This window comes from Chryseobacterium sp. D764 (genome assembly GCF_019317325.1).
GTDB lineage: Bacteria > Bacteroidota > Bacteroidia > Flavobacteriales > Weeksellaceae > Chryseobacterium.
In genome coordinates, this window is record NZ_CP079219.1 from 2,408,690 (window position 1) to 2,431,623 (window position 22,934).

The window sequence follows — 22,934 nt, forward strand, 5'->3', positions numbered from 1 at the left end:
TTAACTTGCAGCCTTTTCGTTGAATATATTAAAATTTGATTTGGTCTATTTTTTAATCAGGTTTCCTGCTTTCTGTCCGTTTACCGTTACAATATATACTCCAGGAAGCATATTGGAAGGAAGCTGAACATTCAGTTTATTTGCACCTTCTGTAATTTCAACTTTTTCAGAAATTTCTTTCTTACCTGTAAGACTTACCACTTCTACAATTCCTTTTCCGGCTTTACCTTCAAAGTTCACAGTGAATCTGTCAGTTGCAGGATTCGGGCTGATTGTATAAGCTGAAACATTTGAAGCTGCTGCAACAAGTCCCGCAGAAGAAGTTCCTCCTCCTACACCTACTGCATTCCATGCATTGGTAACCTGTGTCACTTCATTACTGCCAGCTCCATATAGGTCTGCTGCCGCCTGAAGAGAATAGGTTCTTGTATTTGCATAGTTGGATGATGAAGTCAGGTAAGTAGTTAATGTTCTGTAAGCAATAGCTCCTGCTTTATCCAGTCCAATTCCGGAAACATTATAAGCGAAACCGTTATCATTCGTACCAGAACCTCCTGTTACCAATAAATAATACCAGAAATTAAGGACTCCTGAATTGGTATGAACTCCACAATAGTCATTAGTATTTTGGCCTGGCACTGCACATCCTGTGGTAGTTGCATCTTTCCAGTATGTACCTTTATAAGTATCCGGTTGGCGGTAGGCATTAGGGTTTGCCATATCTCTGATGACATAATTGAAATCTTCTCCCAAAGTCCAGCTTGCTTTGGTTGGTCTTGCCCAACGTTCTATTGAATTTCCGAAAATATCAGAAAACCCTTCGTTCAATGCTCCCGGCTCTCTCTGATACACAAGGTTAGCCGTTTTGGAAGTAAGCCCATGGGTAATTTCGTGTCCGCAGACATCTATAGCTGTTAAAGGTTTACCACCATTTGTTGTAGAACTTCCGTCACCATAAAGCATTCTCGAGCCATCCCAATAAGCATTGAAGATATTGTTTCCATAATGAACATATGATTTTATGGTAAAATTATTATTATCAATACTTTTTCTTCCGTATTTTGTATAATAATAATCTAAGGTTTTTTCAGCACCCCAATGAGCATCTGTAGCATATTGATCTTTATTGGTATTTACATTATTCCAGGCATTATCTGTATCTGTAAAATCAACAGCAGATGCAAAATTGGTCGTTTTCTTAAGATTATAGGTCTCTACAGATGTTCCTGCATTTCTTCCCGTTTCTCTCAGTCTGTAACTTCCGTTATAAGAATCAGTTACTATGTTTTGACTTCCACTGTAAACGGTTGTAGCCGTTCCCGGAGTATTTACTTCATGAATAATTGCATCTACTCCTAGTACTTTCCCGTTTTTAGCATCTACAAAAACATATTGTCTGCTTAATGGTTTGTCTGAGTAAATATCGAATTTATAAGCCAGCGTTAAATCATTCATTTTTTCATCCGTAGGATCTGAATAATACACTAATTCACCTTTAGGAGCAAAACTTGCATTGGCATCATTGGAGTCTCTTTTGATAAAATCTTCCTCTTCTTTATTCTGCCATTTATAGGATTCTGCCCCTACGAATGATAAAGCACTCTGAAGAGCGATAGTCTCAGAAATATTGGCTTTCTTTTCAGCTCCTTTTGGAATATTAAGAACCCATTTTCCTGACTGTCCTACAATTTTTCCTCCTTTTGTCTGTACAGCCATCATTCCGTATTCTACCGGAATACCATTTACAGTCTGTTGAAATCTGTGAGTTTCAAAACCTAAAGCATCTCTTTCCAGTCCTAACTTGAGCCCTTGCCCCTGAGAAAGTCTCTCTGTAGCTTCGTCAAATAAAACAGGACTTCCCTGAAAAGCAGGTGCATTTTTTTCGAATCGCATAAAGTCTGCGTGTAATCCACTTTTACCCGGATTTAATTTTGATGGTGTGTTTTGTCCAAAAACAAAAGAGCAGGCAGCAACACTTGCCACTAAGATAAATTTCGTATTCATAATAATATTTGGTTGATTGTGTTGACGAATTTATAAACTTTTCTCAATAAAACATCATAAATTATAAATAAAATTCAATAGATATTATAGATCAATAAATAAAACACAATAATGATTTTAAAAAAAAGAAAAATATTTAAATATAATTTTTTTGCAATATAATTTTTGAATTAAAATATTTAATTAAAATCAAAATTTTGTGAATTATTTTTTTTCACCAAATAGTGCATTATAATCAAAAAAAAATAATTCTAATCTGATATTTTAAGGTCTGATATTTTTAAAATGGCAAAAAATAAGGACTATCTTAAAAGACAGTCCAAAATTATAGGGTATATTTTTATGTAAAATTATATCAGGTCATGATTTATCGTTTATTGGCAATTGGTGTCCTGAATTCACCATATCCCATCAAACCATCATAATTTCTTCCGAAAGGTGCATAATAAAGAAATGCCTGGTAAAGGTTTTCCGTCTGCCAGAAATTACCGTTTACTTCACCGAAATTCAATGTTCCATTTCCTTCTTTGGTCACCAAAACGTAATTATAGAAACCTTGTTTAAGGAATATTTTAGCCACATACTGTTTGGTAGCTGCATCATACTGCATCTGATTTTCTTTGCTTGGTTTATAATTATTAAATCCACCCAAAACATAAATCTCTTTATCTACCGGATCCGATTCAAGGTAAAAATGCACCCATGAATAGTCAGCTTCTCTTTCTGCATCTCTTTCTCTACCCAAATCATTTCTTCTGTAATACCATGCTCCGTTGACATCCGGCTGATATTGATAATTTAAAGGAAACGCCCATACCGGATGAAGATAGGTCTGGTTGACATCTTCTTTTATTTCGGTTGTACGCACCATATCTGCTGCCATATTCATATTTTTATTATCGAAATAATAAAACTCATTGTCTCCCGGAAACGTAAGATTCATCTGCTGGAAAAGCACCTGGTTTCCTAAAACACTGCTTGGCTTCAGATTAGCAATCACCATATTCGGGTTGTTATTCTGCATCACATTCATTGTGATTGAATTGACATTGGAAGAAATATCTCCTCCTTTCGGAGAAACATTCACCTCTACCCTCTGGTTAAGGTTAGGATTTTTTGCATCTGCAAATCTTGAAATATTTAAACCCACAGATGTTGCATCTTCAACCAGATAAAATCTTTTTTTGAAAAGAGGCTGATCTGCAGAATCTTTGTAAACAATCAGTTCATAATTCCCTGAGATCTTCAGCTGGATTTTATCATTGGGAAAAACAAGTTTATAGTGAGTATAAGCCTGTAAGGTATTGAATGAATACTGAAACTGATCCAAAAGCGCATTCATACTTCCCGCAGCAAATTCTGTAAAAAAAAGATTATCATCATTCCAGTTTCTGTCATAATGCTTGAATGTATATCTGTAGATCTGGCTGCCGTTTGTAAGATCGTCAAAGCCCAGAACCAGCTGTTCGCCAATTCTAATTACCGGAGTTTCATCATTGGTCTGAGGGTTGAACAACTGAACACTTTGGATATTTTGTCCAAAAACCAGTCCGCTCAAAGTAAGTAAGAGTATTCGCAAAGTTTTCATTATGACGAAGATAACGAAAAATAGCCATTTTCTTAATAATATCGTATTTTTGAATAAAAAATATTCAGATATGCTTCAGATTCAAGGTTTCGTATTCAACTTTGCAAGCGAAAATACTTACATCATTTATAACGAGAATAAAAACGCTTGGTTAATTGATCCGGGAAATATGAAAGGGCAGGAAACTCAGGCTATTGACAGTTTCATTTCAGAAAACGGACTGAAGATTCAGAGAATTCTTCTTACCCACGCACATATTGATCATGTATTGGGGCTTCAATGGGCTTTTGATACGTTCAAAGTACCTGTAACGATGCACCAGGAAGATCAGGAGGTTCTGGATATGCTTCAGGCAAGCGGAATGAGATTCGGAATGCAGGTAGATCCTGTAAAAGTAGATGTGGAATATATAAAAGAAGGGGATGAACTGGATCTGGATGGTGAAAAGTTTAAAATTTACCATGTTCCTGGGCATTCTCCGGGCAGTGTAGTGTATCACCATGAAAATCAGAAATTCATGGTTTCAGGAGATGTCCTTTTTGAAGGTAGTATCGGAAGAACAGATTTATATAAAGGTAATTATGAACAGCTGATTGATGGTATTAAATCGAAACTTTTCATTTTAGATAATGATACTCAGGTTTTCTCAGGACATGGAAATCCTACTTCGATTGGTTTTGAGAAACAGTATAATCCGTTCTTGAAATAAGTAAAAATAAAAACTCCCGCAGATTAAACAGAGAGTAACACTTAGCATTAAATTGGTGAAATTTGCTTTTGGGAGAACATAAAAATACAAAACCGTCAGTATGTTCGACGGTTTTGTTGTTATAAAGAAATAGAATTTAGAAATCCAGCGTGATTGAAGCTCTGGCGGCAGCTCCCATAATAGGTCTGGCCATAATGATTCCATCTCCGTTTGGAGAACCTGCTCTTGGATCACCTTCTGTGATTCCGATTGTATTAAAGATATTCGTTCCATCCACAGCAAAGCGTATTCTCCCCAATTGATAAGACATTCCTGCTCCAAATTCGGTGAAAGAAGGTAAAGTCTGTACATTCTTCTCATCCTGGAAACGCTTTCCATAGTAATTCATACTTACATAGGTTCTCCATGCTTTTGTAATATTGACTGCCGGAGAAATATTGAAGAAAAATTTAGGCATTCTTCTGACCACATTTCCTTCGAGAACACTTCCAGCCTCAAGGTTTTTATATTTAGGACTCTGGATTGTCCCGTTGAATGTTACTTCTAAAATATTATTGAATAAACGGGCGAAACCTTCTAATTCAACTCCATAGTTTTGTGTATTGGCGAAGGTATTTTCGGATTTACCATCAGAGAAAACATCTGTAAATGACAGGTTCTTCAAAGTAGAATAGAACGGAATTACTGCTATATCAAACGTACGCGAGTAATATTTATATCCTACTTCCAGCTGATTGGTTGTTACTGATTTTAAAGGTTTATCAGGGTTCGGATTGGAGAAATAATTGTAATATGCTTCTTCATTCGGTGATCTGAAACCATTGGAAAAACGGGCATACACTGCATTCTCTCTATTGATCTTATAATTTGTAGCTAATGTGAAAGATACCTTATCTACATTATAATTCCAGTAGGTATATTTATTTCCAAGTACACTCATATTATCATCGGCTGTAGTCGTGTTGAAACCATGAGTTCCATCAGTTGTTAACCCTGAATTATTTAAATTGGAAGAGGTTGTATTGGCAAAATTCCCTTTGTAATAATCATGGCTGTAGCGAAGACCTCCATTCACACTTAAAGCATCAGTAATATTATAATCAAGGTTTACATAAAGATCGTTTAAACTTCCCTGAGTTTGAGTATCTCTCTGTAAAAACGTCATATTGGTAACTCCGTTATAAGTTTTAGAATATCCGGTATCTGATGGACTAAGGGAAGTATCTACGAGATTCAATAATTCTGGTCTGTCTGTGGCTGTAGTCAGGATATTACTCCAGTTCCAGTATTGGTGGGATTTCCAGTTGGATTTATAAAAACCTGCCGTAACATTTCCCTGGTCAAATTTATAATTGAACTGCAGATCATTAACGAAGTTATTCATTTGTTTGTCAATTGCCCAGAATCCCAGTTTCTGTACATATTCAGGATTAACCACAGCTCCGTTGCTCACCAATGAATATTGATAATTGCTGCCGGCAATTCCGTTGCTCTTAGCAAATTCCCCCATCGTCTGTGGACCTCCTGCAGGGAAAATCCCTGTATAATTCATGTTGATATTGGTGTATCTGGTCTTGTTTAAAACACTGAAATTATTTCCAAGATCATATTTAAACTCTGCTCCCAGTGCATCTACTTTCGGATGAATCCCGTCTTCAAGATTTCTGTTGAAAAATCCACCTCCTGCCTGTGGTATATTCAGCTGGCTGATTGCTCTGTAACTGTATGTTCCGTAATTAGGATCAAAATTCTGGAATCCTTTCAGCTTATTGCCATTTTGAACCAAAGGAATAGGAAGGAAAAATGTATTTCTGTCATCCAGTTTTTTATAATATACTTTTACATAGCCTTTATCAAATACATATTTCAGATTCATTCTGATTTGTCCGCCATTATTGGCTTTGAAACCTGTTTTTCTGATTCCGTCATCAGTTCTGTAAAAACCTCCTACATTAAAAAATAGTTTATCCTGAACCAAAGCTCCACCCACATTCACATCAGTACGCATTAATCCATATGTACTTGTTTCCAGTTTTGCTGTACCTCTGAAATCATTGGTTCCTTCTCTGGTAATAAAGTTGATTAAACCACCGGGAGAATTGGTTGCAAAAATAGATCCGGAACCTCCTCTCAAAGCTTCCATACGGTTTACCGAATTATCTACACGAAAAAAGTTGTCTGCATTGGCAAACTGAAGGGCACCGTCTTCAAAAACCGGAAGACCATCTTCCTGTACCTGCACAAACTCATAAGCTCCAGCAGAAGGAATCCCTCTTGCAAAAAGGTTGTTTCCTACTTCACCTCCTGAAGTTTCTACCGCAAACCCGGGAACTCTTTGTAATAAAGCAGCTGCACTGATTGGATTCTGCTTTTGAATTTCTTTGGAACTAAATGTGGAAATCGCTGTACTGGATTCTATTTTTTTCTTTGGATTTGAATTTCCTGTGATGACAATCTGATCGATAGAGGAAATTTTTGCAGAATCCTGCGGAGTTTCCTGGGCATAAGCATTATTAAAATATAACGTAGCTGTTGCGGCGATTAAAAAGATTGATTTTTTTTTCATAGCCTTATTTTTATTGTTAGTTTCAGTTTTGTTGTAATTGTAAATACACTCCATTGGTCCAACCGAACCCATCCTGATTAGGGTATTCCCCGCCGCCTGCTATTGTTTCTGTGTCTAATGCATTGTATTTTTCCATTAGTTTTCCGGTATTCTTGTAGACTCTTTCTACATTGGAACACCAATTGTTTTTTATCTTCTCAGCCAGTTCATCAAAGCCATAATTTTTCATTGCTTTAAAGCCCAGCCACTGATAAGGGGCCCATGCATTGGGAAGATCCCACTGCTGGCCTGAGTTTTTAGTGGTGGTAACCAACCCGCCTTTATAAAGAAATTTTTCGGCAACAGCTTTAGCAACAGCCTCCGCTTGTTCCTGATCTGCAATTCCAAGGAATAAAGGGTAAAGAGCAGCAATATGTTCAGACGGTGTTTTTGTGTTTTTTTTTGTGTGATAATCTTTATAATTGTTAGTATTTCTATCCCAGAAATATTTATTGATCATCTGTCTTCGGCTTGCTGCTCTTTCTGAAAAATAATTTTCTTTTTCACTCAGATTCTGAAGCGCTGAAGATTTTGCCAAAGTCGTTTCCAGATGCCACAAAAGGCAATTCAGGTCTATTTGGGCAAGATTCAGTGTTTCTATCGTCTGTATATTTTCTCCGTCTGCAAACCATCTGCTGGAAAAATCCCAGCCTGATTCACAGGCACTTCTTATATTTCTGTAAAATTCATCTCCTGAAGTTTTTTCATGATCTTCAATGTCGATCAGGTAACTTTCAGGGCGTGGTGCATTTTCTGCATCGTAGTAACGGTTCAGAATATCTCCGTCTATTGTTTTAACCACTCTTTTTACACTGGAATTATTTTCCAGCCATTCTTCGCCATTCATCCAGAAAGCATATTCTTTTTCCAGAGTGTCGTGATATTGTGTATAAATTCCTTCGTCATTCGTCGTTTCAAAAAGCAGGTCCAGCATTAATGAAAAATAAGGAGGCTGCGATCTGCTCAGGAAATGAGTTCTGCTGGCATTTGGAACAAATCCTACATTCTGAATCAGGTAAGAACAGTTTTCAATAATATTTTCCATCATTTCTATTCTGCCGGAAGCTTTTAATCCCAGCATAATAAAATAGCTGTCCCAATAGAAAAATTCATTAAAACGACCTCCCGGAACGATATAAGGTTTTGGTAATTTTAAAAGGGTTCCTTTTTCTTCAGAAGCTGTACGGGTCAATTCATCCCATAATTTTTCAATATGCTCTTTGATAGGAAGGTGCTCTTCTCTCTGAACAGAAACTCTGGCCCCTAAAAAATCAAAATGGGTCATCACAAAATCTTTAAGATCAAAACCAGGGATATCTTTTGCTTTTTCATACTTCTCATTGATTTTTGCAATGGGAAATAATGGAACTGCATCCGTCATCATTTTCTGATCTTCAAAAATTTCAGATCTCTGTACATCATCAAAAAGAGTTTGAATTTCGTTTATGTAAAGCTGATTACTCATTGTTATTTTTTAGGATTAATTTTTAATTTATTCATGAAAATTGCCGAAGTGATCAGTAATGAAAGCGGAATCAGGGAAAGATAAAATGCCTGCTGACCGCTGAATTCCTGAAATACAAAACCGGTAATAATAGAACCTATCGTTCCTCCAATTGCTGAGAAAACAACAATTAAACCTGACATTGCGCTGTGCAAATATTTCGGAATAGATGCCAGAATTACAGAATTAATGCTTGGATAAATCGGTGCCAGCAAACCTCCCATCAAAGGAAATAAATAAACGACCAAAGGTGCATTCATCCAACTGGTATTTGTATCTATATGAATATTATGGGTAAGGGGTAAAACCAACAATAAACTGATAGCAAAGCCTATCACACAAAAAGAAACTACATAGATCCAGTTGAACTTCTTAGAAAAGAATCCCGACAAAAATCTTCCCAACGCAAAAGCTCCCGCCAAAACGGCTCCCGCCTGAATACTCATTGAGGTAGGCACTTTTAAAATTTCTTTATAAAAAGTAGGTGTCCATGTTTGAAAACTCTGCTCTACCAGTACAAAAAGGAAAGCACATAATAAAAAGAACAATACTTTTTTATAACTGAACAGGCTGACGCTATTTCTTAAATCTCCCAATAAGTCTGTTTTCTCACTTTTGGCTTCCTGCTCATTCAGTTTTGAAAAGAACAGGAATAAAAAAGATAAAGTGGAAAGCCCGCCCAGAATCCAATAGACATCCAGCCATCTTGTAGATTCCGGGTTATGATCATCAATATATAAACTGAATAATACATTTCCTGCCAGAACTCCAATCATGAAAAATCCTTCCAGAAATCCCATAAAACTGGAATGTTCTTTATCTGTTTCCGTTACCAATCCAATAGAGGTAAAAACCGAGATTTTAATTAAAGCAAAGGAAACTCCTACTGTTGCAAATAATAGTTTGAAAACCCAAAAGGTATTGGTAAACGGCATTATAAAACACATACAGCTTACCAGAAATAAAGCAATCAACATGGATTTTTTGATTCCTATTTTGGGAAGAAATGAAGCAAGAATGAATGAACATATTGCAATGGGAAGATCTTTGAACCCTTCCAAAACACTGGCCGAAGATTTTGAAATCCCAAAATTCTGCTGTACCTGTAGAATGACTGTTCCTACAGAATTCAGAAGAATGGCAAAGACAAAATAATTTAAAAATAAAACGGCCTTGATGTTAATATTTTTCATTCAGGTTATTTCTTGTCGGCTAAGATAGAAGCATTTGTGTTAACGATAATTTAACACAGTAAATCAATATTTGAACTATATTAATATAATTAGTATTTTTAGTAATTAAATATGATTAATTAAATGAAAGTTACTTTTGAAAGGGTAATCCCTAATGAAAAGAGCTCGTTCCGCACGATTCATAACAACTCCCCTATTTCAGAATTCAAATGGGAGTATCATTATCATCCCGAAATTGAACTGGTATGTGTCATTTCCGGGAACGGAACCCGCCATGTGGGTTATCATAAAAGTAATTACACCAATGGAGATCTGGTATTAATCGGGTCCAATATTCCGCACTCCGGATTTGGACTGAATTCTATTGATCCTCATGAAGAAATTGTACTTCAATTCAAAGAAGAAATTCTGCAGTTTCCCCAACAGGAAGTAGAAGCCAGATCTATCAAAAATCTGTTGGAACTTTCAAAATACGGGATTCATTTTCATCATAAAGTAAAAAAAGTAATGCTTCCAAAATTGAAGCTTATGCTGGAATCGGAAGGTTACAAAAGGTATTTGCTATTGCTTGAGATTCTTTTCGAGCTTTCAAAATGTGAAGATTATGATCTTTTGAACAAAGAAATCATGCCCTACACCATTATTTCCAAAAATAAAACCCGTCTTGAAAATATCTTCACGTATGTAGAACATCATTATGACAGGGAAATTGAAATTGAAGAAGTCGCCAGACTCGCCAACCTGACATTGCCAGCTTTCTGTAATTTCTTTAAGAAAGCAACCCAGATCACTTTTACAGAATTTGTCAATAGATACAGAATCAATAAAGCTTGCCTGCTGATGGCACAGGATAAGTCGATTTCAGAATGCAGCTATCATTGCGGCTTCAATAATGTGACCTATTTCAATAGGATGTTTAAAAAATATACCGGGAAAACGCCTTCAGAATTTATTAAGAATTATTCTCACAACAACATCAATGTAGATTTGAAAGTTGAAAAAGAGACTAAAGCTAAGGTAAGTTTTTGATAATGACATGTTGAAATTCCTCTGTCAACAAACTTTTCTGAGACTTCTACGGAGTGACAAAGTGGATGAAGAAATATGCTATGAATTAAACATCTGCCAAATCCACGAAGGAAAGACCAGATCTATAAATAAACAAGAAACAAAAAAAGCCACTCAAAAAGAGCAGCTTTATATTAGTATGAATAAGAACCAGTAACTGAATAACCAGCAACTGATCATTACTTATTTCCATTTAATATTGCATCCCATACTTGGTCTTTGAATTTCTTCCTGCGCTTCTCCAGCCAAAAGATTTTCAAAAGCAATAATCAGATCCTCACCTGTAACATCTTTATTATTTCCCGGTCTTGAATCATCCATCTGACCTCTGTACACAAGATCCAGTTTATCATCAAAGAAATAAAAATCCGGGGTACAAGCCGCATCGTAAGCTTTTGCTACCGCCTGGCTTTCATCAAATAAATAAGGGAAATCAAAATTTCTTTCAATCTGAAATTCGATCATTTTCTCAGGAGAATCTGCCGGATATTTCTCAATATTATTAGCATTGATAGCGATGAATTCTATTCCTCGCTCGTTATAATCTTCGTATAATTCATTGATCTTATCAATCACATGAAGAACAAATGGACAGTGGTTGCACATAAAGATCACCAAAGTACCATTTTCTCCTTTCAGTTCTTCCAAAGACTGAAGTTCGTTCGTTTTTGACGGGTTAGGAAGTTCAAAAAACGGAGCCTTTGTTCCTAATGCCAGCATATTTGATGGAGTATTCATATCCTTTTTCTTTACCGGCAAAGATAGATATTTCTTTTATTAATTATGAAGAAGACATTTCTATTTTAACTTTAGTAAAGAAGATTGAAGCTGGAGGAGGGAAGATTTTAAGGTCTCAAAAATAGTTATAGTCAAATTCTATTAATATTTTTTTTTACCACAAATCAACTTCCAGCTCCCATTCTTCCAGCTTCCAGCCATTGAATGAAATCTTCAATACGTCCTCTTTTGAAGTTAAATGTATAATATCCTTTGGAAGTTATATTAAAAAGTTTGTAGTTTTGCTAACGCTGTTAGTAAATAAATATCATGGGTCTACATGAACGCCGTCAACGAGAAAAAGAATCCATCCGTGCAAATATTTTGCAGGCTGCTTTTACTTTGGCTAAAACTGAAGGCTGGGGTTCACTGTCTATGCGTAAGATAGCTGATGCTATTGAGTATAGTGCTCCTGTAGTCTATGATTATTTTGAAAATAAAGAAGCTATTCTATTTGAGATTTCTTTAGATGGCTTTCATAAGTTACACATAGAATTATTAAAAGCTCAGCAGAAGCATGATACTCCGGAAGAGCAAATGGTTGCTATTGTGGATGCATACTGGAACTTTGCTTTTAAAAACAAGGAATATTACCAGCTTATGTTTGGTCTTGGAATGCAATGCTGTGGAAAAGGGCAGATGAAAAAAGAATTCTCATCATTCCAGGAACTGATCTATGAATGTACCTATGAGATTATTAAGAAAAACGGATCCAATCCTGACAATGCATGTCATATGTCTCATGCTCTGTTTTCTGCCGTTCACGGAATGATCTCTATTATGATGATGCGTACTGCTGATATCCCTTCCACAATGAACAAGACGACATTGGACGAAACTGTTTCGGCTTTTATTAAGTCTTTGTAAATTTTTTTTGAATTTAAAATTAACATCGTTAGGAAACTTAACGCCTAATTAATTTAGATGATTCTGTAATTCCTGATTAAAAATGAAACCATTTATGAAGCAATTCATAGTATTCAGCTGCTAAAATTAGTCATTTTTTTGCTTATTAATTAACACTGTTAGTAAAATTAACACACCTTACACCATCATTATACACTTAAATACATTAAAAACAATTTTCAATTATGGAAACAATCGACTTCATCGGACATTAATAATTCTGTAATTTTTTTTGAACTAATCATTAACACTGTTAGGAAAAAAAACAGCATTTATTAAAAAGAACTTTACTTAAATCTAACACTTCATTAAAAAAATTAAACCACAATGAAAATACCTGGAAAAACAAGGTTTATTGTACTTATTGCAAGTATAATTCTTTTACAGAGCTGTACCAAGGCTGCAGAAGGATCCAATGCCGCGCCGCCAGCTCCAGAACTTCCGGTTTATACCGTTCTCACATCACCCGCTACTACATATCAGGAATTCCCTACTGCCTTAGAAGGGAAAAATAATGTTGAAATCAGATCTCAGGTAGATGGCTATCTTGATAGAATCTATGTAGAGGAAGGATCTTACGTAAGAGCCGGACAGCCATTATTTAAAATAGACTCCAGAAGCTATGGTGAGCAAATGAATATGGCACAAGCTAATCTACAGGTTGCTAATGCTAACATCCAAAAGGCAAGAGTAGAAGTAGACAGACTTCAGCCATTGGTTGCCGCTAAAGTAGTTTCTGATGTACAGCTAAAAACAGCAAAAGCCAATTATGAAGCCGCTGTTGCTGCTGCCTCACAGGCTAAAGCTTCTGTAGGGAGCGCAAGAATCAATGTAGGATTTACAACCATTACAGCTCCTGTAAGTGGTTATATCGGAAGAATCCCTTTCAAAAAAGGAAGTCTGATCTCCAGAACAGATGCAAGTCCATTGACATTATTATCTGACATCAGTGAAATTTATGCTTATTTCTCTTTGAGTGAACTGGACTTTATTGCTTTTCAGAATAAATATCCTGGCGCTACTTTGGAAGAAAAACTGAAAAATATGCCAATGGTAGAATTGGTGATCGCTGATAACAGTACATATCCTGAAAAAGGAAAACTGAGTATCGTAGACGGGCAGTTTGATAAAACTACCGGAGCCATCAGTGTACGTGCCGTTTTCCCTAATGCCAACGGAGCTTTAAGAACCGGAAACACGGGAAGAGTACGCATGCCGCAACTGATCTCGAATGCTGTAGTGATTCCACAGGAATCTACTTTCGAAATTCAGGATAAAACATATGTGTATGTAATGGGTAAAGACAAGAAAGTAACCGGAAGACCTATCAAAATATCTGGAAAAACAGATAGCTATTATTTTATTTCTGAAGGGCTTGCACCTGGAGAAAAAATCGTATTCACAGGAATTGGAAGCTTGAAAGACGGGGCATCTATCAGACCGAAAAATATTTCTTCTGACAGCTTACTAAAAGCAAAACCATTATAGTCCATTCCGAATACAGAAGACTTTAAAAAATAAACTTCTTATGTTAAAACAATTTATAGAAAGACCGGTCCTTTCAACGGTCATCTCCATAATACTCTTATTATTGGGAGCCTTGTCTCTCTTTAATTTACCGATTGCCCTCTTTCCGGACATCGCCCCACCAAGTGTACAGGTAACTGCATTCTATCCGGGAGCCAACGCGGAGGTTGTAGCACGTTCGGTTGCTACCCCAATTGAGGAAGCCGTGAACGGAGTTGAGAACATGACGTATATGACCTCAAATTCCAGTAACGACGGTACAATGACACTGAGTGTCTTCTTCAAGCAGGGTGCTGACGCTGATAATGCAGCTGTAAACGTACAAAACCGTGTATCGAAAGCGATGAGCCAATTACCTCAGGAGGTAGTACAGGCCGGGATTTCTACCCAGAAAGTACAGAACAGTATGATCATGTTCATGGGTTTGACCAGTGAAAATGAAAAACAATATGACGAACTATTCCTTCAAAACTACCTGAAGATTAATGTTATTCCTCAGATACAGCGTATTCCAGGGGTAGCACAGGCTCAGGTATTCGGTACAAGAGATTACTCGATGAGAATCTGGCTGAAACCGGACAGACTGGCTGCCAACAACCTTTCTCCTCAGGAAGTTCTTGGAGCTATCAAAGATCACAATCTTGAAGCCGCTCCGGGCCGTTTGGGACAGGGAAGTAAGGAAACTTATGAGTATATCCTTAAATACAAAGGAAAACTGAATAAGAATGAAGACTATGAAAATATTGCTATTAAAGCCAATAGTGACGGTTCATTCTTAAGATTAAAAGACGTAGCAAGAGTAGAATTCGGTTCTTATACTTATACGGCAACAAACAGAGTAGACGGGAAACCGGTTGCCGGATTTGCAATTTTACAGACTGCAGGTTCCAATGCGAATGAAATCCTTACTGAAATTGAAAGTCAGGTGAAAGTAATGGAAACTACCCTTCCAAAAGGAGTAAAGCCAATTATCATGTATAATTCCAAAGACTTCCTGGATGCATCTATCCATCAGGTTGTGGAAACTTTAGTCATTGCCTTCATTCTGGTATTTATTGTAGTATATATTTTCCTTCAGGATTTCAGGTCTACATTAATTCCGGCTATTGCAGTACCAGTTGCGATCATCGGAACATTCTTCTTCCTTCAGCTCTTTGGTTTCAGCATCAACATGCTTACGCTGTTTGCATTGGTTCTGGCCATTGGTATTGTAGTGGATGATGCCATTGTAGTGGTGGAAGCCGTCCATTCTAAAATGGAACAAACGGGAATGCCTGTAGAACATGCTACAATGAACTCGATGAGTGAAATCTCAGGAGCTATTATCTCCATTACACTCGTAATGTGTGCGGTATTTATTCCGGTTGGTTTCATGCAGGGACCTGCAGGAGTTTTCTACAGACAGTTTGCGTTTACCTTAGCAATTGCGATTTTAATTTCAGCAGTAAACGCATTGACATTAAGTCCGGCGTTGTGTGCAATGTTCTTAAATGACCCTCAGGGAGAACATGGAGAACACGGTCATAAAACAGGTTTTGGAGCAAGATTTTTCAATGCATTCAATGCAAGCTTCAACAACATGACCAGAAAATATATCTATAGCCTTAAGTTTTTAATTAAAAATAAATGGGTTGCGATAGGAGGACTTGTAGTCATTACAGCAGCAAGTATATTCCTGATTAAAAAAGCACCGTCAGGATTTATTCCTACGGAAGACCAGGGATTCGTATTGTATGCAGTAAATACTCCTCCGGGAAGTTCACTGGAAAGAACGCACAGAGCGACAGCACAAATTGATAAAATTATCAATGGTGAGAAAGCAACCAACCACCTTTGGGTAGCCGATGGGATGAACTTCATCAGTAATGCCAATGCTTCTCCATATTCTGCAGGTTTCATTAAGCTTAAAGATTATGACAAACGTGGTGAAATGAAAGATCCTGATCAGATCGCAGGAACTTTAACAGGAAAGGTAAGCCAGGTGAAAGATGCCAATGCATTCTTCTTCAACTTCCCTACTGTTCAGGGATTCGGTAACGTTTCCGGATTTGAATTCATGCTTCAGGATAAAACAAATGGTTCCTTTGAACAGCTTGGAACAACCACCCAGCAGTTCATTGGTGAATTGATGAAAAGACCTGAAATTGCATTTGCCTTTACGACATATGCTGCAGGAAACCCTCAGTATACCATTGATGTAGATACTGATAAAGCCAATCAGCTGGGTGTTTCTGTAACAGAGCTGATGCAGACGATGCAGATCTATTTCGGAAGTAGCTTTGTATCAGATTTCAACAGATTCGGAAAGTATTACAGAGTAATGGCACAGGCAGATATTCCTTATCGTACTGACGTCAACTCTCTGGAGGGGATTTATGTAAAAAATAAATCGGGAGAAATGGTACCTGCAAAAACACTGGTAACGTTAAAAAGATCTTTCGGTCCTGAAACGGTAACAAGAAATAACCTTTTCAACGCAGTAACAATTAACGGAACTCCAAAACCTGGCTACAGTACCGGAGATGCCATCAAAGCGGTAGAAGAAGTTGCACAGCAATCATTACCAAGAGGTTATGGATACGAATGGACAGGGATTACCCGTGAGGAGATCAAAACAAGCGGGCAGACTGCATTTATTTTCTTCTTAAGTATTTTGTTTGTCTATTTCTTACTCGCAGCTCAGTATGAAAGTTATATTCTTCCATTTGCTATTATTCTTACGATTCCTACAGGGATTTTCGGAGTATTTGCCTTCACAGGACTGGCAGGAATTGATAACAACATCTACGTTCAGGTAGGATTGATCATGCTTGTCGGGCTATTGGCTAAGAATGCCATCCTGATTGTAGAATTTGCTGTACAGAGAAGAAAAGCAGGAAAAACTTTGATTGAGTCTGCACTTCAGGCATCAAGATTACGTTTAAGACCAATCTTAATGACCTCTTTTGCCTTCATCGTGGGGATGCTTCCGCTGGTATGGACACAAGGTGCCTCTTCAAAAGGAAATCACTCTATCGGGTACAGTACCGTAGGAGGAATGCTTACAGGAGTAGTATTCGGAATTTTTATTATTCCGGTAATGTATGTGATCTTCCAGTACCTGCATGAAAAAATGCCAAGCAGAAAACAGAAAAGACTTCTGAAAAAACAAATGGAGGAAGAACTTTTAACTGCTACTCACTAATAAAAAAATGAATTACAAAAACTTAGAGAAAACTTTAAGATTACAAAAGATTAACGAGTCTCTTATTTGTTCTTGATGGTTTGGAAAGCTAATATTTTCTCCTACTAAAGACAATTTTTGCATAACAGAAAACCTCTCTAAGTTTTGTATTCAATTAAAAGTTAAAAAACTATGAAAAGAGTAAAAAATATTATTCTAACATTTGCGGTGGCCATAGGCTCTGTTTCGTGTGTGTCAAAACTGGCATACACGGAGCCGGAGCTTCCACTTCCGGAAAAATTTCAGTACACCGCAACTGCAGATACTGCCAGCATAGCCAATCTGGAGTGGAAACAGTTCTTCAGCGATCCTATTTTACAGGGATTGATTGAAAAAGGAATCAAAAATAATTATGACCTTCAGATTGCATTAAAACAGGTTGCCTCTTCACAGGAAAAACTGAAACAGGCAAAATATCTGCAATATCCCGATGTAGGATTCGCTGTTTCTGCACAAATTTCAAAACCTTCAGAAAACAGCATGAACGGAAAAAGCTTAAATTCATTTTTAGGACAAAACCATGTTGAAGATTACAATGCAGCCTTCAACCTTTCATGGGAAGCTGACATCTGGGGGAAAATTAAAAACCAGCAGGAAGTTTCAAGAATGCAGTATCTTCAGACTTATGAAGGATCAAAAGCAGTTCAGACTCAGGTAGTAGCAGCTATTGCTCAGGGATATTATAACCTGTTGATGCTTGACAGACAACTAGCTATTGCAAAATCGAATCTGGAGCTAAGCAGCAATACCCTAATGATCACACAAAAAATGTGGGAAAGTGGTGATAATACCTCTTTAGGCGTACAGCAGGCCGCAGCACAGAAACAGGCAACAGAACTTCTGATTACTCAACTGGAACAGAATATTGCTATTCAGGAAAATGCATTGAGTATTTTGGTGGGAGAACTGCCTAATAAAGTAAACAGAACAATTGAAATGTCTGATACTTCTTTACCTCAGAATATTACTGCAGGACTTCCGGCAGCTATGGTAAGCCGTAGACCTGATGTACGCCAGCAGGAACTTGTTTTACTGGAATCGAATGCTACCGTAGGAATTGCTCAGGCCAATATGTATCCGGCATTGAAAATTACAGCTAACGGAGGGGTAAATTCATTCAAGTTTGATAACTGGTTCCAAATTCCGGCTTCTTTATTCGGATCAGTTTTAGGAGGACTTACCCAGCCTATTTTTCAGAAAAGACAGTTGAAAACAGATCTGGAAGTAGCTAAAATTCAAAGAGAGAAAAATGTTCTGGCATTCCGTCAATCAGTATTAAATGCTGTAGGTGAGGTTTCAGATGCTTTGGTATCCAATGAAAACTTAAAAGCTCAGGAACAAAAAGCTACTGAACAGGCAACGACTTTGAAAGACGGAATAAAAAGTGCACAGCTTCTTTACAAAGGAGGTTCAGCCAATTACCTGGAAGTGATTACAGCACAGGGAAATTCCCTACAGGCAGAGTTGAATCTGGCTTCCATTAAAAGACAGAGATTAAGCAGCATTGTAGATTTATACAGAGCTTTAGGCGGCGGTTGGAAGTAGTAAATTAAATTATATTTGTTTTAAGATGCGGTTCTTTTTAGAACCGCATTTTTTTGTATTGTTTCTTTTTATTACAATATGAATTTAAACTTAGATTCCTACGGAATGACAAACTGGATGCTTAATTTATCCATACACTGTGTCATTCCGTAGGAATCTATATTTTCAAAGCTTATTAAGTTTGTATAAGAAAGGCTGTCTGATAATTTAAAAAGTATTTATTTCTGAAACTGCTCAGCAATCCATTTTAGTAAATTTTCAAAATCATTTTGAGCATACCCCAACTGCAAATAATGAATATCATCCGCCTTTCTGTACCATGTCAGCTGACGTTTGGCATACCTACGGCTGTTCTTTTTAATTTCTGAAACCGCAAAATCAAGATCCCATTCTCCATCAATATATTTGAATAATTCTGCATAGCCTACTGTATTTAAAGCAGTCAGCTCTTTGAATTGTTCAAGACCTTTCACCTCATCCAGCAAGCCGTTCTCCATCATAACGTCTACTCTACGATTGATTCTGTCATACAGTTCTTCTCTTGGAGCTTCTATTCCGATTCTGATGACATTAAAATCCCTTGAATCCTGGGATACTGCAATCAATTCAGAATATTTTGTTTCCGTTTGCCAGATCACATCTATGGCCCGTAGAAGCCTGCGGTGGTTGTGAATATCCACCACATTGAAATATTCGGGATCGAGTTTCTGTAGAATTTCCTGAAGTTTTTCTATCCCCTCCTGCTCCATAATCATCTGAAGCTTTTCCTGATTTTCAGTATTGGCTTCAGGAAGATCATGCAAACCTTCTATCACTGCTTTTTCATACATCATACTTCCACCGACAAGAATAACGGTATCATGAGTTGCAAAAAGTTCATTGAGTTTCTGAAGGACATCTTCTTCGTATTGCCCTATAGAATAATATTCTTCAACTGAAAGATTTCCGATAAAATGATGAGGTGCCCCAGCCAGTTCTTCTTCTGAGGGTGCAGCGGTTCCTATTTTCATTTCCTTAAAAAACTGGCGGGAATCACAGGAAATAATCTCAGTACTGAAATGTTGAGCCAAATCAATTGCCAATCTCGTTTTACCAATTCCGGTGGGTCCTACTACAGAAATCAAATTTTTCTTTTTCACCGCGCTAATTTACGAAAATGCATTCATTTGAATTTTTATTCTGCAAAAGAAAGCTGCTGTTATTTTGAACCATTAAGATTTTATGAAGAAGTTAAGAATATTAAGATGAGCTTCGCTTTTAGTATAACGCTTATCAAAATCTATTAGATTTTTTTTTAATTAAACGGAACGGCTTAAATCTTCTTAATGGTTCAAAAATAAATTTAGAATGAATAATCAGATTGTTTACGTTAAAGTTTCATCTTATTACATTATACACTTAAATGTTTATCTTTGTAGAACAATAAAAAACTATGATTTTATCAATGACCGGATTCGGTAGAGCCGAAGATGTTTTTGAAGGAAAAAAAATTACAATAGATATTAAATCATTGAACAGCAAGAGCTTTGATTTGAATATCAAAATTCCTTTACGCTATAAAGAAAAAGAATTTGAAATCAGAAAAATTCTTAATGATAGAATTATCCGTGGAAAAGTAGACTGCTACGTTAATATTGAGAACCTTGAAGAGTCAAATGATGTAAAGATTAATAAAAATTTAATTGACGCTTATATCAAAGAACTTAAAGGCATAGCTTCTGACGGTCCCGATTTCGAATACCTTAAAATGGCGGTAAGACTTCCTGATGCCATCTCATCAAGACCTGATGAACTTACAGAAGGTGAATGGGAATCATTGGCAAAAATTGTCAATAATGCCGTAGACAGATTTGAAGAATTCAGAAGAACTGAAGGCAGCATTCTCCATGAAGAATTAAACAGGAATATTCAGAATATTGACAAATATCTTGGAGAAGTGATTCCTTTTGAAGAAGAAAGAATTGTAAGCGTGAAAGAACGTTATCAGAAATCTTTGAAAGAATTTGAAAATGTTGATGAAACACGTTTTTACCAGGAAATGGCCTATTTTACTGAAAAGCTTGATATCTCTGAAGAAAAGGTAAGACTTACCCAGCACTTGAAATATTATAAAGAAGTAATGGACAATGAATCTTTCAACGGGAAAAAACTGGGCTTTATTTCTCAGGAAATCGGAAGAGAGATCAATACATTAGGTTCTAAAGCTAATCACGCAGAAATCCAGAAACTGGTAGTGATGATGAAAGATGATCTGGAAAAAATTAAAGAACAAACGTTAAACGTATTGTAGGTACGAGGTATGAGATTGTGGTTATTACTTGTAAGAATGCCCCGGAACTCAAAACCCGTAACCCGAAATTGTAAAAAATGGATAAAGTAATTATATTTTCAGCACCATCAGGGAGCGGAAAAACTACATTGGTAAAACATTCTCTGGAAACATTTCCGGAACTGAATTTTTCAATCTCATGTACCACAAGACAGCCGAGAGGAAGCGAAGTTCATCAGGTGGATTATCATTTTCTGACGCCTGATGAATTCAGACAGAAAATTTCTGAAGGTGCTTTTGTAGAATATGAAGAAGTATATACTGACAAATATTACGGTACTTTAAAATCTGAAGTAGAAAAAATCTGGAATCAGGGAAAAGTAGTTATTTTTGATGTAGATGTAAAAGGAGGTATTTCATTAAAAAAATATTTCGGTGAAAAAGCCCTGTCTATTTTTATAGAACCGCCTTCCATTGAAGAATTGGAACGAAGATTGATTTCAAGAAATACAGATGATGCAGAAACCATAAAAACCCGCGTAGCAAAGGCAGAAGAAGAAATGTCCTACGCCAGCGAGTTTGATAAGATCGTGATTAATACCGATCTTGATGTAGCTAAAAAAGAAATAGAAAGTTTAATAAAAAGTTTTATCAGTAATTAATGGCTGAAAGATGGAAGCAGGAAGATGGGAGCAACCGAAATACTCTCAAAATCTAACTTCCAATTTCTAACCTCTAACTTCTGATACTAAAAAATTGAGGTTGATATGAGTACCGAAACATTAGAAAAAGCTAAATCTGCAATTCCTGTCAGAGGATTTCTGGATATAAAAGATATAGCTATTCCTCAGGGAGAAGAGTTGGTAAAAGCCATTCTTAAACTTAAAGAGGAGAAAAATGCTGTTATTCTTGCCCATTACTACCAGCCGGGAGAGATTCAGGATATCGCTGATTTCCTGGGAGATTCCTTACAACTGGCAAGACAGGCAAAAGACACGAATGCAGACATGATTGTATTCTGCGGTGTACATTTCATGGCGGAAGCGGCTAAAATTCTGAACCCAACTAAAAAAGTAGTTCTTCCTGATACCATGGCCGGATGCTCTCTGGCAGACGGTTGTTCTGGAGAAGGGTTAAGAAAAATGCGTGAACAGCACCCGAATGCTTTAATTGCAACTTACATCAACTGTAACGCAGAAACTAAAGCAGAAAGTGATATCATCGTAACCAGTTCAAATGCTGAAACCGTAATAGAAGCACTTCCGAAAGACAGACCTATTATTTTCGCACCAGACAAAAATCTGGGAAGATATTTATCTAAGAAAACAGGTCGTGATATGATCCTTTGGGATGGAAGCTGTATAGTACACGAAGCATTTTCAATGGAAAGAATTGCCCAGCAGCTGGCAGATAATCCAGATGCCAAGCTGATTGCACACCCTGAAAGTGAAGAAGCTGTTTTGAAACTGGCTCACTTTATCGGTTCTACTTCTGCCCTGTTGAATTATGTGGAAAAAGATGACTGTCAGAAATTCATCATTGCTACAGAAGAAGGTATTCTTCACGAAATGAGAAAACGTGCTCCTCACAAGGAACTGATTCCAGCATTGGTTTTTGATGAAAGCTGTAACTGCTCGGAATGTTTCTATATGAAACGTAATACAATGGAAAAATTGTACTTATGTATGAAGTATGAACTTCCGGAAATTCTTATCGACGAAGAATTAAGATTAAAAGCATTGAAACCTATTGAAGCAATGCTTGATCTTTCAAAAAGCATAAAATAAACAAAGAGGCTGTCTCTGAAAGAATTTACTTTTGAGACAGCCCTTTTTATTTTTAGTCCGCAGTAATTGCAACAAAACAATCTGCACTTACAACAACGCACATTCTGCAATTCTCAGACAATCTCCAATATGCCTCGCATGAAGGATCACTGGAAGAGCCTGGGCCAAAAACCAGATGGGTAGGACAGCCGTCACATTTTGATACACCAGCCCCTATCATCTGTTCCAA

Annotated in this window: 16 protein-coding genes; 9 read left to right on the forward strand and 7 right to left on the reverse strand. The window is 36.8% G+C overall.

Annotated features, from left to right (window positions below; translation table 11 throughout):
* Positions 1-45: 45 nt before the first annotated feature.
* Positions 46-2,004 carry a M4 family metallopeptidase gene (locus tag KYG33_RS10900; protein ID WP_180564524.1) on the reverse strand — a complete coding sequence of 653 codons (1,959 nt, stop codon included), beginning with the start codon at positions 2,002-2,004 and terminating at the stop codon, positions 46-48.
* A gap of 367 nt (positions 2,005-2,371) precedes the next feature.
* Positions 2,372-3,592, reverse strand: a complete 1,221-nt coding sequence (locus tag KYG33_RS10905) for a DUF5103 domain-containing protein (protein WP_180564525.1) — start codon at positions 3,590-3,592, stop codon at positions 2,372-2,374.
* 70 nt (positions 3,593-3,662) lie between these two features.
* Between KYG33_RS10905 and KYG33_RS10910 the strand changes: the two genes are divergently transcribed.
* Entirely contained in the window at positions 3,663-4,301 is a 639-nt protein-coding gene (locus KYG33_RS10910; RefSeq protein ID WP_077419363.1) for an MBL fold metallo-hydrolase, read from the forward strand.
* A 136-nt stretch (positions 4,302-4,437) separates the two neighbouring features.
* Here the strand turns inward: KYG33_RS10910 and KYG33_RS10915 are convergent, their stop codons facing one another.
* From KYG33_RS10915 to KYG33_RS10925, 3 genes are read right to left on the reverse strand one after another with little or no spacing between them, the layout of a single operon-like run.
* The gene (locus tag KYG33_RS10915) at positions 4,438-6,867 is read right to left on the reverse strand and encodes a TonB-dependent receptor (RefSeq protein WP_077419362.1); all 2,430 of its coding nucleotides are present in this window, start codon (positions 6,865-6,867) and stop codon (positions 4,438-4,440) included.
* 22 nt (positions 6,868-6,889) lie between these two features.
* Complete coding sequence (locus KYG33_RS10920; RefSeq protein ID WP_219073212.1) at positions 6,890-8,371, reverse strand: trehalase family glycosidase; 1,482 nt, start codon at positions 8,369-8,371, stop codon at positions 6,890-6,892.
* A 2-nt stretch (positions 8,372-8,373) separates the two neighbouring features.
* On the reverse strand, positions 8,374-9,603 hold the full coding sequence (locus KYG33_RS10925; RefSeq protein ID WP_077419055.1) for an MFS transporter: 1,230 nt from the start codon (positions 9,601-9,603) through the stop codon (positions 8,374-8,376).
* Between the two features lie 123 nt (positions 9,604-9,726).
* Between KYG33_RS10925 and KYG33_RS10930 the strand changes: the two genes are divergently transcribed.
* Positions 9,727-10,632: an AraC family transcriptional regulator gene (locus KYG33_RS10930; RefSeq protein WP_077419054.1), complete on the forward strand. Its 906-nt coding sequence runs from the start codon at positions 9,727-9,729 to the stop codon at positions 10,630-10,632.
* 222 nt (positions 10,633-10,854) lie between these two features.
* Here the strand turns inward: KYG33_RS10930 and KYG33_RS10935 are convergent, their stop codons facing one another.
* Entirely contained in the window at positions 10,855-11,409 is a 555-nt protein-coding gene (locus tag KYG33_RS10935; protein WP_077419052.1) for a thioredoxin family protein, read from the reverse strand.
* A gap of 309 nt (positions 11,410-11,718) precedes the next feature.
* On the opposite strand from KYG33_RS10935, the gene KYG33_RS10940 reads away from it, so the two are divergent.
* The 4 genes from KYG33_RS10940 (at position 11,719) to KYG33_RS10955 (ending at position 18,649) form a co-directional block, all read left to right on the forward strand.
* Positions 11,719-12,315 carry a TetR/AcrR family transcriptional regulator gene (locus tag KYG33_RS10940; RefSeq protein WP_047386447.1) on the forward strand — a complete coding sequence of 199 codons (597 nt, stop codon included), beginning with the start codon at positions 11,719-11,721 and terminating at the stop codon, positions 12,313-12,315.
* Positions 12,316-12,681: 366 nt separating this feature from the next.
* Positions 12,682-13,842 carry an efflux RND transporter periplasmic adaptor subunit gene (locus KYG33_RS10945; RefSeq protein WP_077419051.1) on the forward strand — a complete coding sequence of 387 codons (1,161 nt, stop codon included), beginning with the start codon at positions 12,682-12,684 and terminating at the stop codon, positions 13,840-13,842.
* A gap of 40 nt (positions 13,843-13,882) precedes the next feature.
* Entirely contained in the window at positions 13,883-17,065 is a 3,183-nt protein-coding gene (locus KYG33_RS10950) for an efflux RND transporter permease subunit (protein ID WP_077419050.1), read from the forward strand.
* Positions 17,066-17,236: 171 nt separating this feature from the next.
* Complete coding sequence (locus KYG33_RS10955) at positions 17,237-18,649, forward strand: efflux transporter outer membrane subunit (protein WP_180564530.1); 1,413 nt, start codon at positions 17,237-17,239, stop codon at positions 18,647-18,649.
* A 218-nt stretch (positions 18,650-18,867) separates the two neighbouring features.
* Here the strand turns inward: KYG33_RS10955 and miaA are convergent, their stop codons facing one another.
* A complete protein-coding gene (gene miaA, locus KYG33_RS10960; RefSeq protein WP_077419048.1) occupies positions 18,868-19,788 on the reverse strand; it encodes a tRNA (adenosine(37)-N6)-dimethylallyltransferase MiaA in 921 nt (306 codons plus the stop codon).
* A 293-nt stretch (positions 19,789-20,081) separates the two neighbouring features.
* Here miaA and KYG33_RS10965 point away from each other — a divergent pair, with 293 nt between their 5' ends.
* From KYG33_RS10965 to nadA, 3 genes are all read left to right on the forward strand, one after another.
* Positions 20,082-20,939: a YicC family protein gene (locus KYG33_RS10965; RefSeq protein ID WP_077419047.1), complete on the forward strand. Its 858-nt coding sequence runs from the start codon at positions 20,082-20,084 to the stop codon at positions 20,937-20,939.
* A gap of 77 nt (positions 20,940-21,016) precedes the next feature.
* On the forward strand, positions 21,017-21,580 hold the full coding sequence (gene gmk / locus KYG33_RS10970) for a guanylate kinase (protein ID WP_077419046.1): 564 nt from the start codon (positions 21,017-21,019) through the stop codon (positions 21,578-21,580).
* Between the two features lie 105 nt (positions 21,581-21,685).
* Positions 21,686-22,705, forward strand: a complete 1,020-nt coding sequence (nadA, locus tag KYG33_RS10975; RefSeq protein ID WP_077419045.1) for a quinolinate synthase NadA — start codon at positions 21,686-21,688, stop codon at positions 22,703-22,705.
* Positions 22,706-22,934 lie beyond the last annotated feature (229 nt).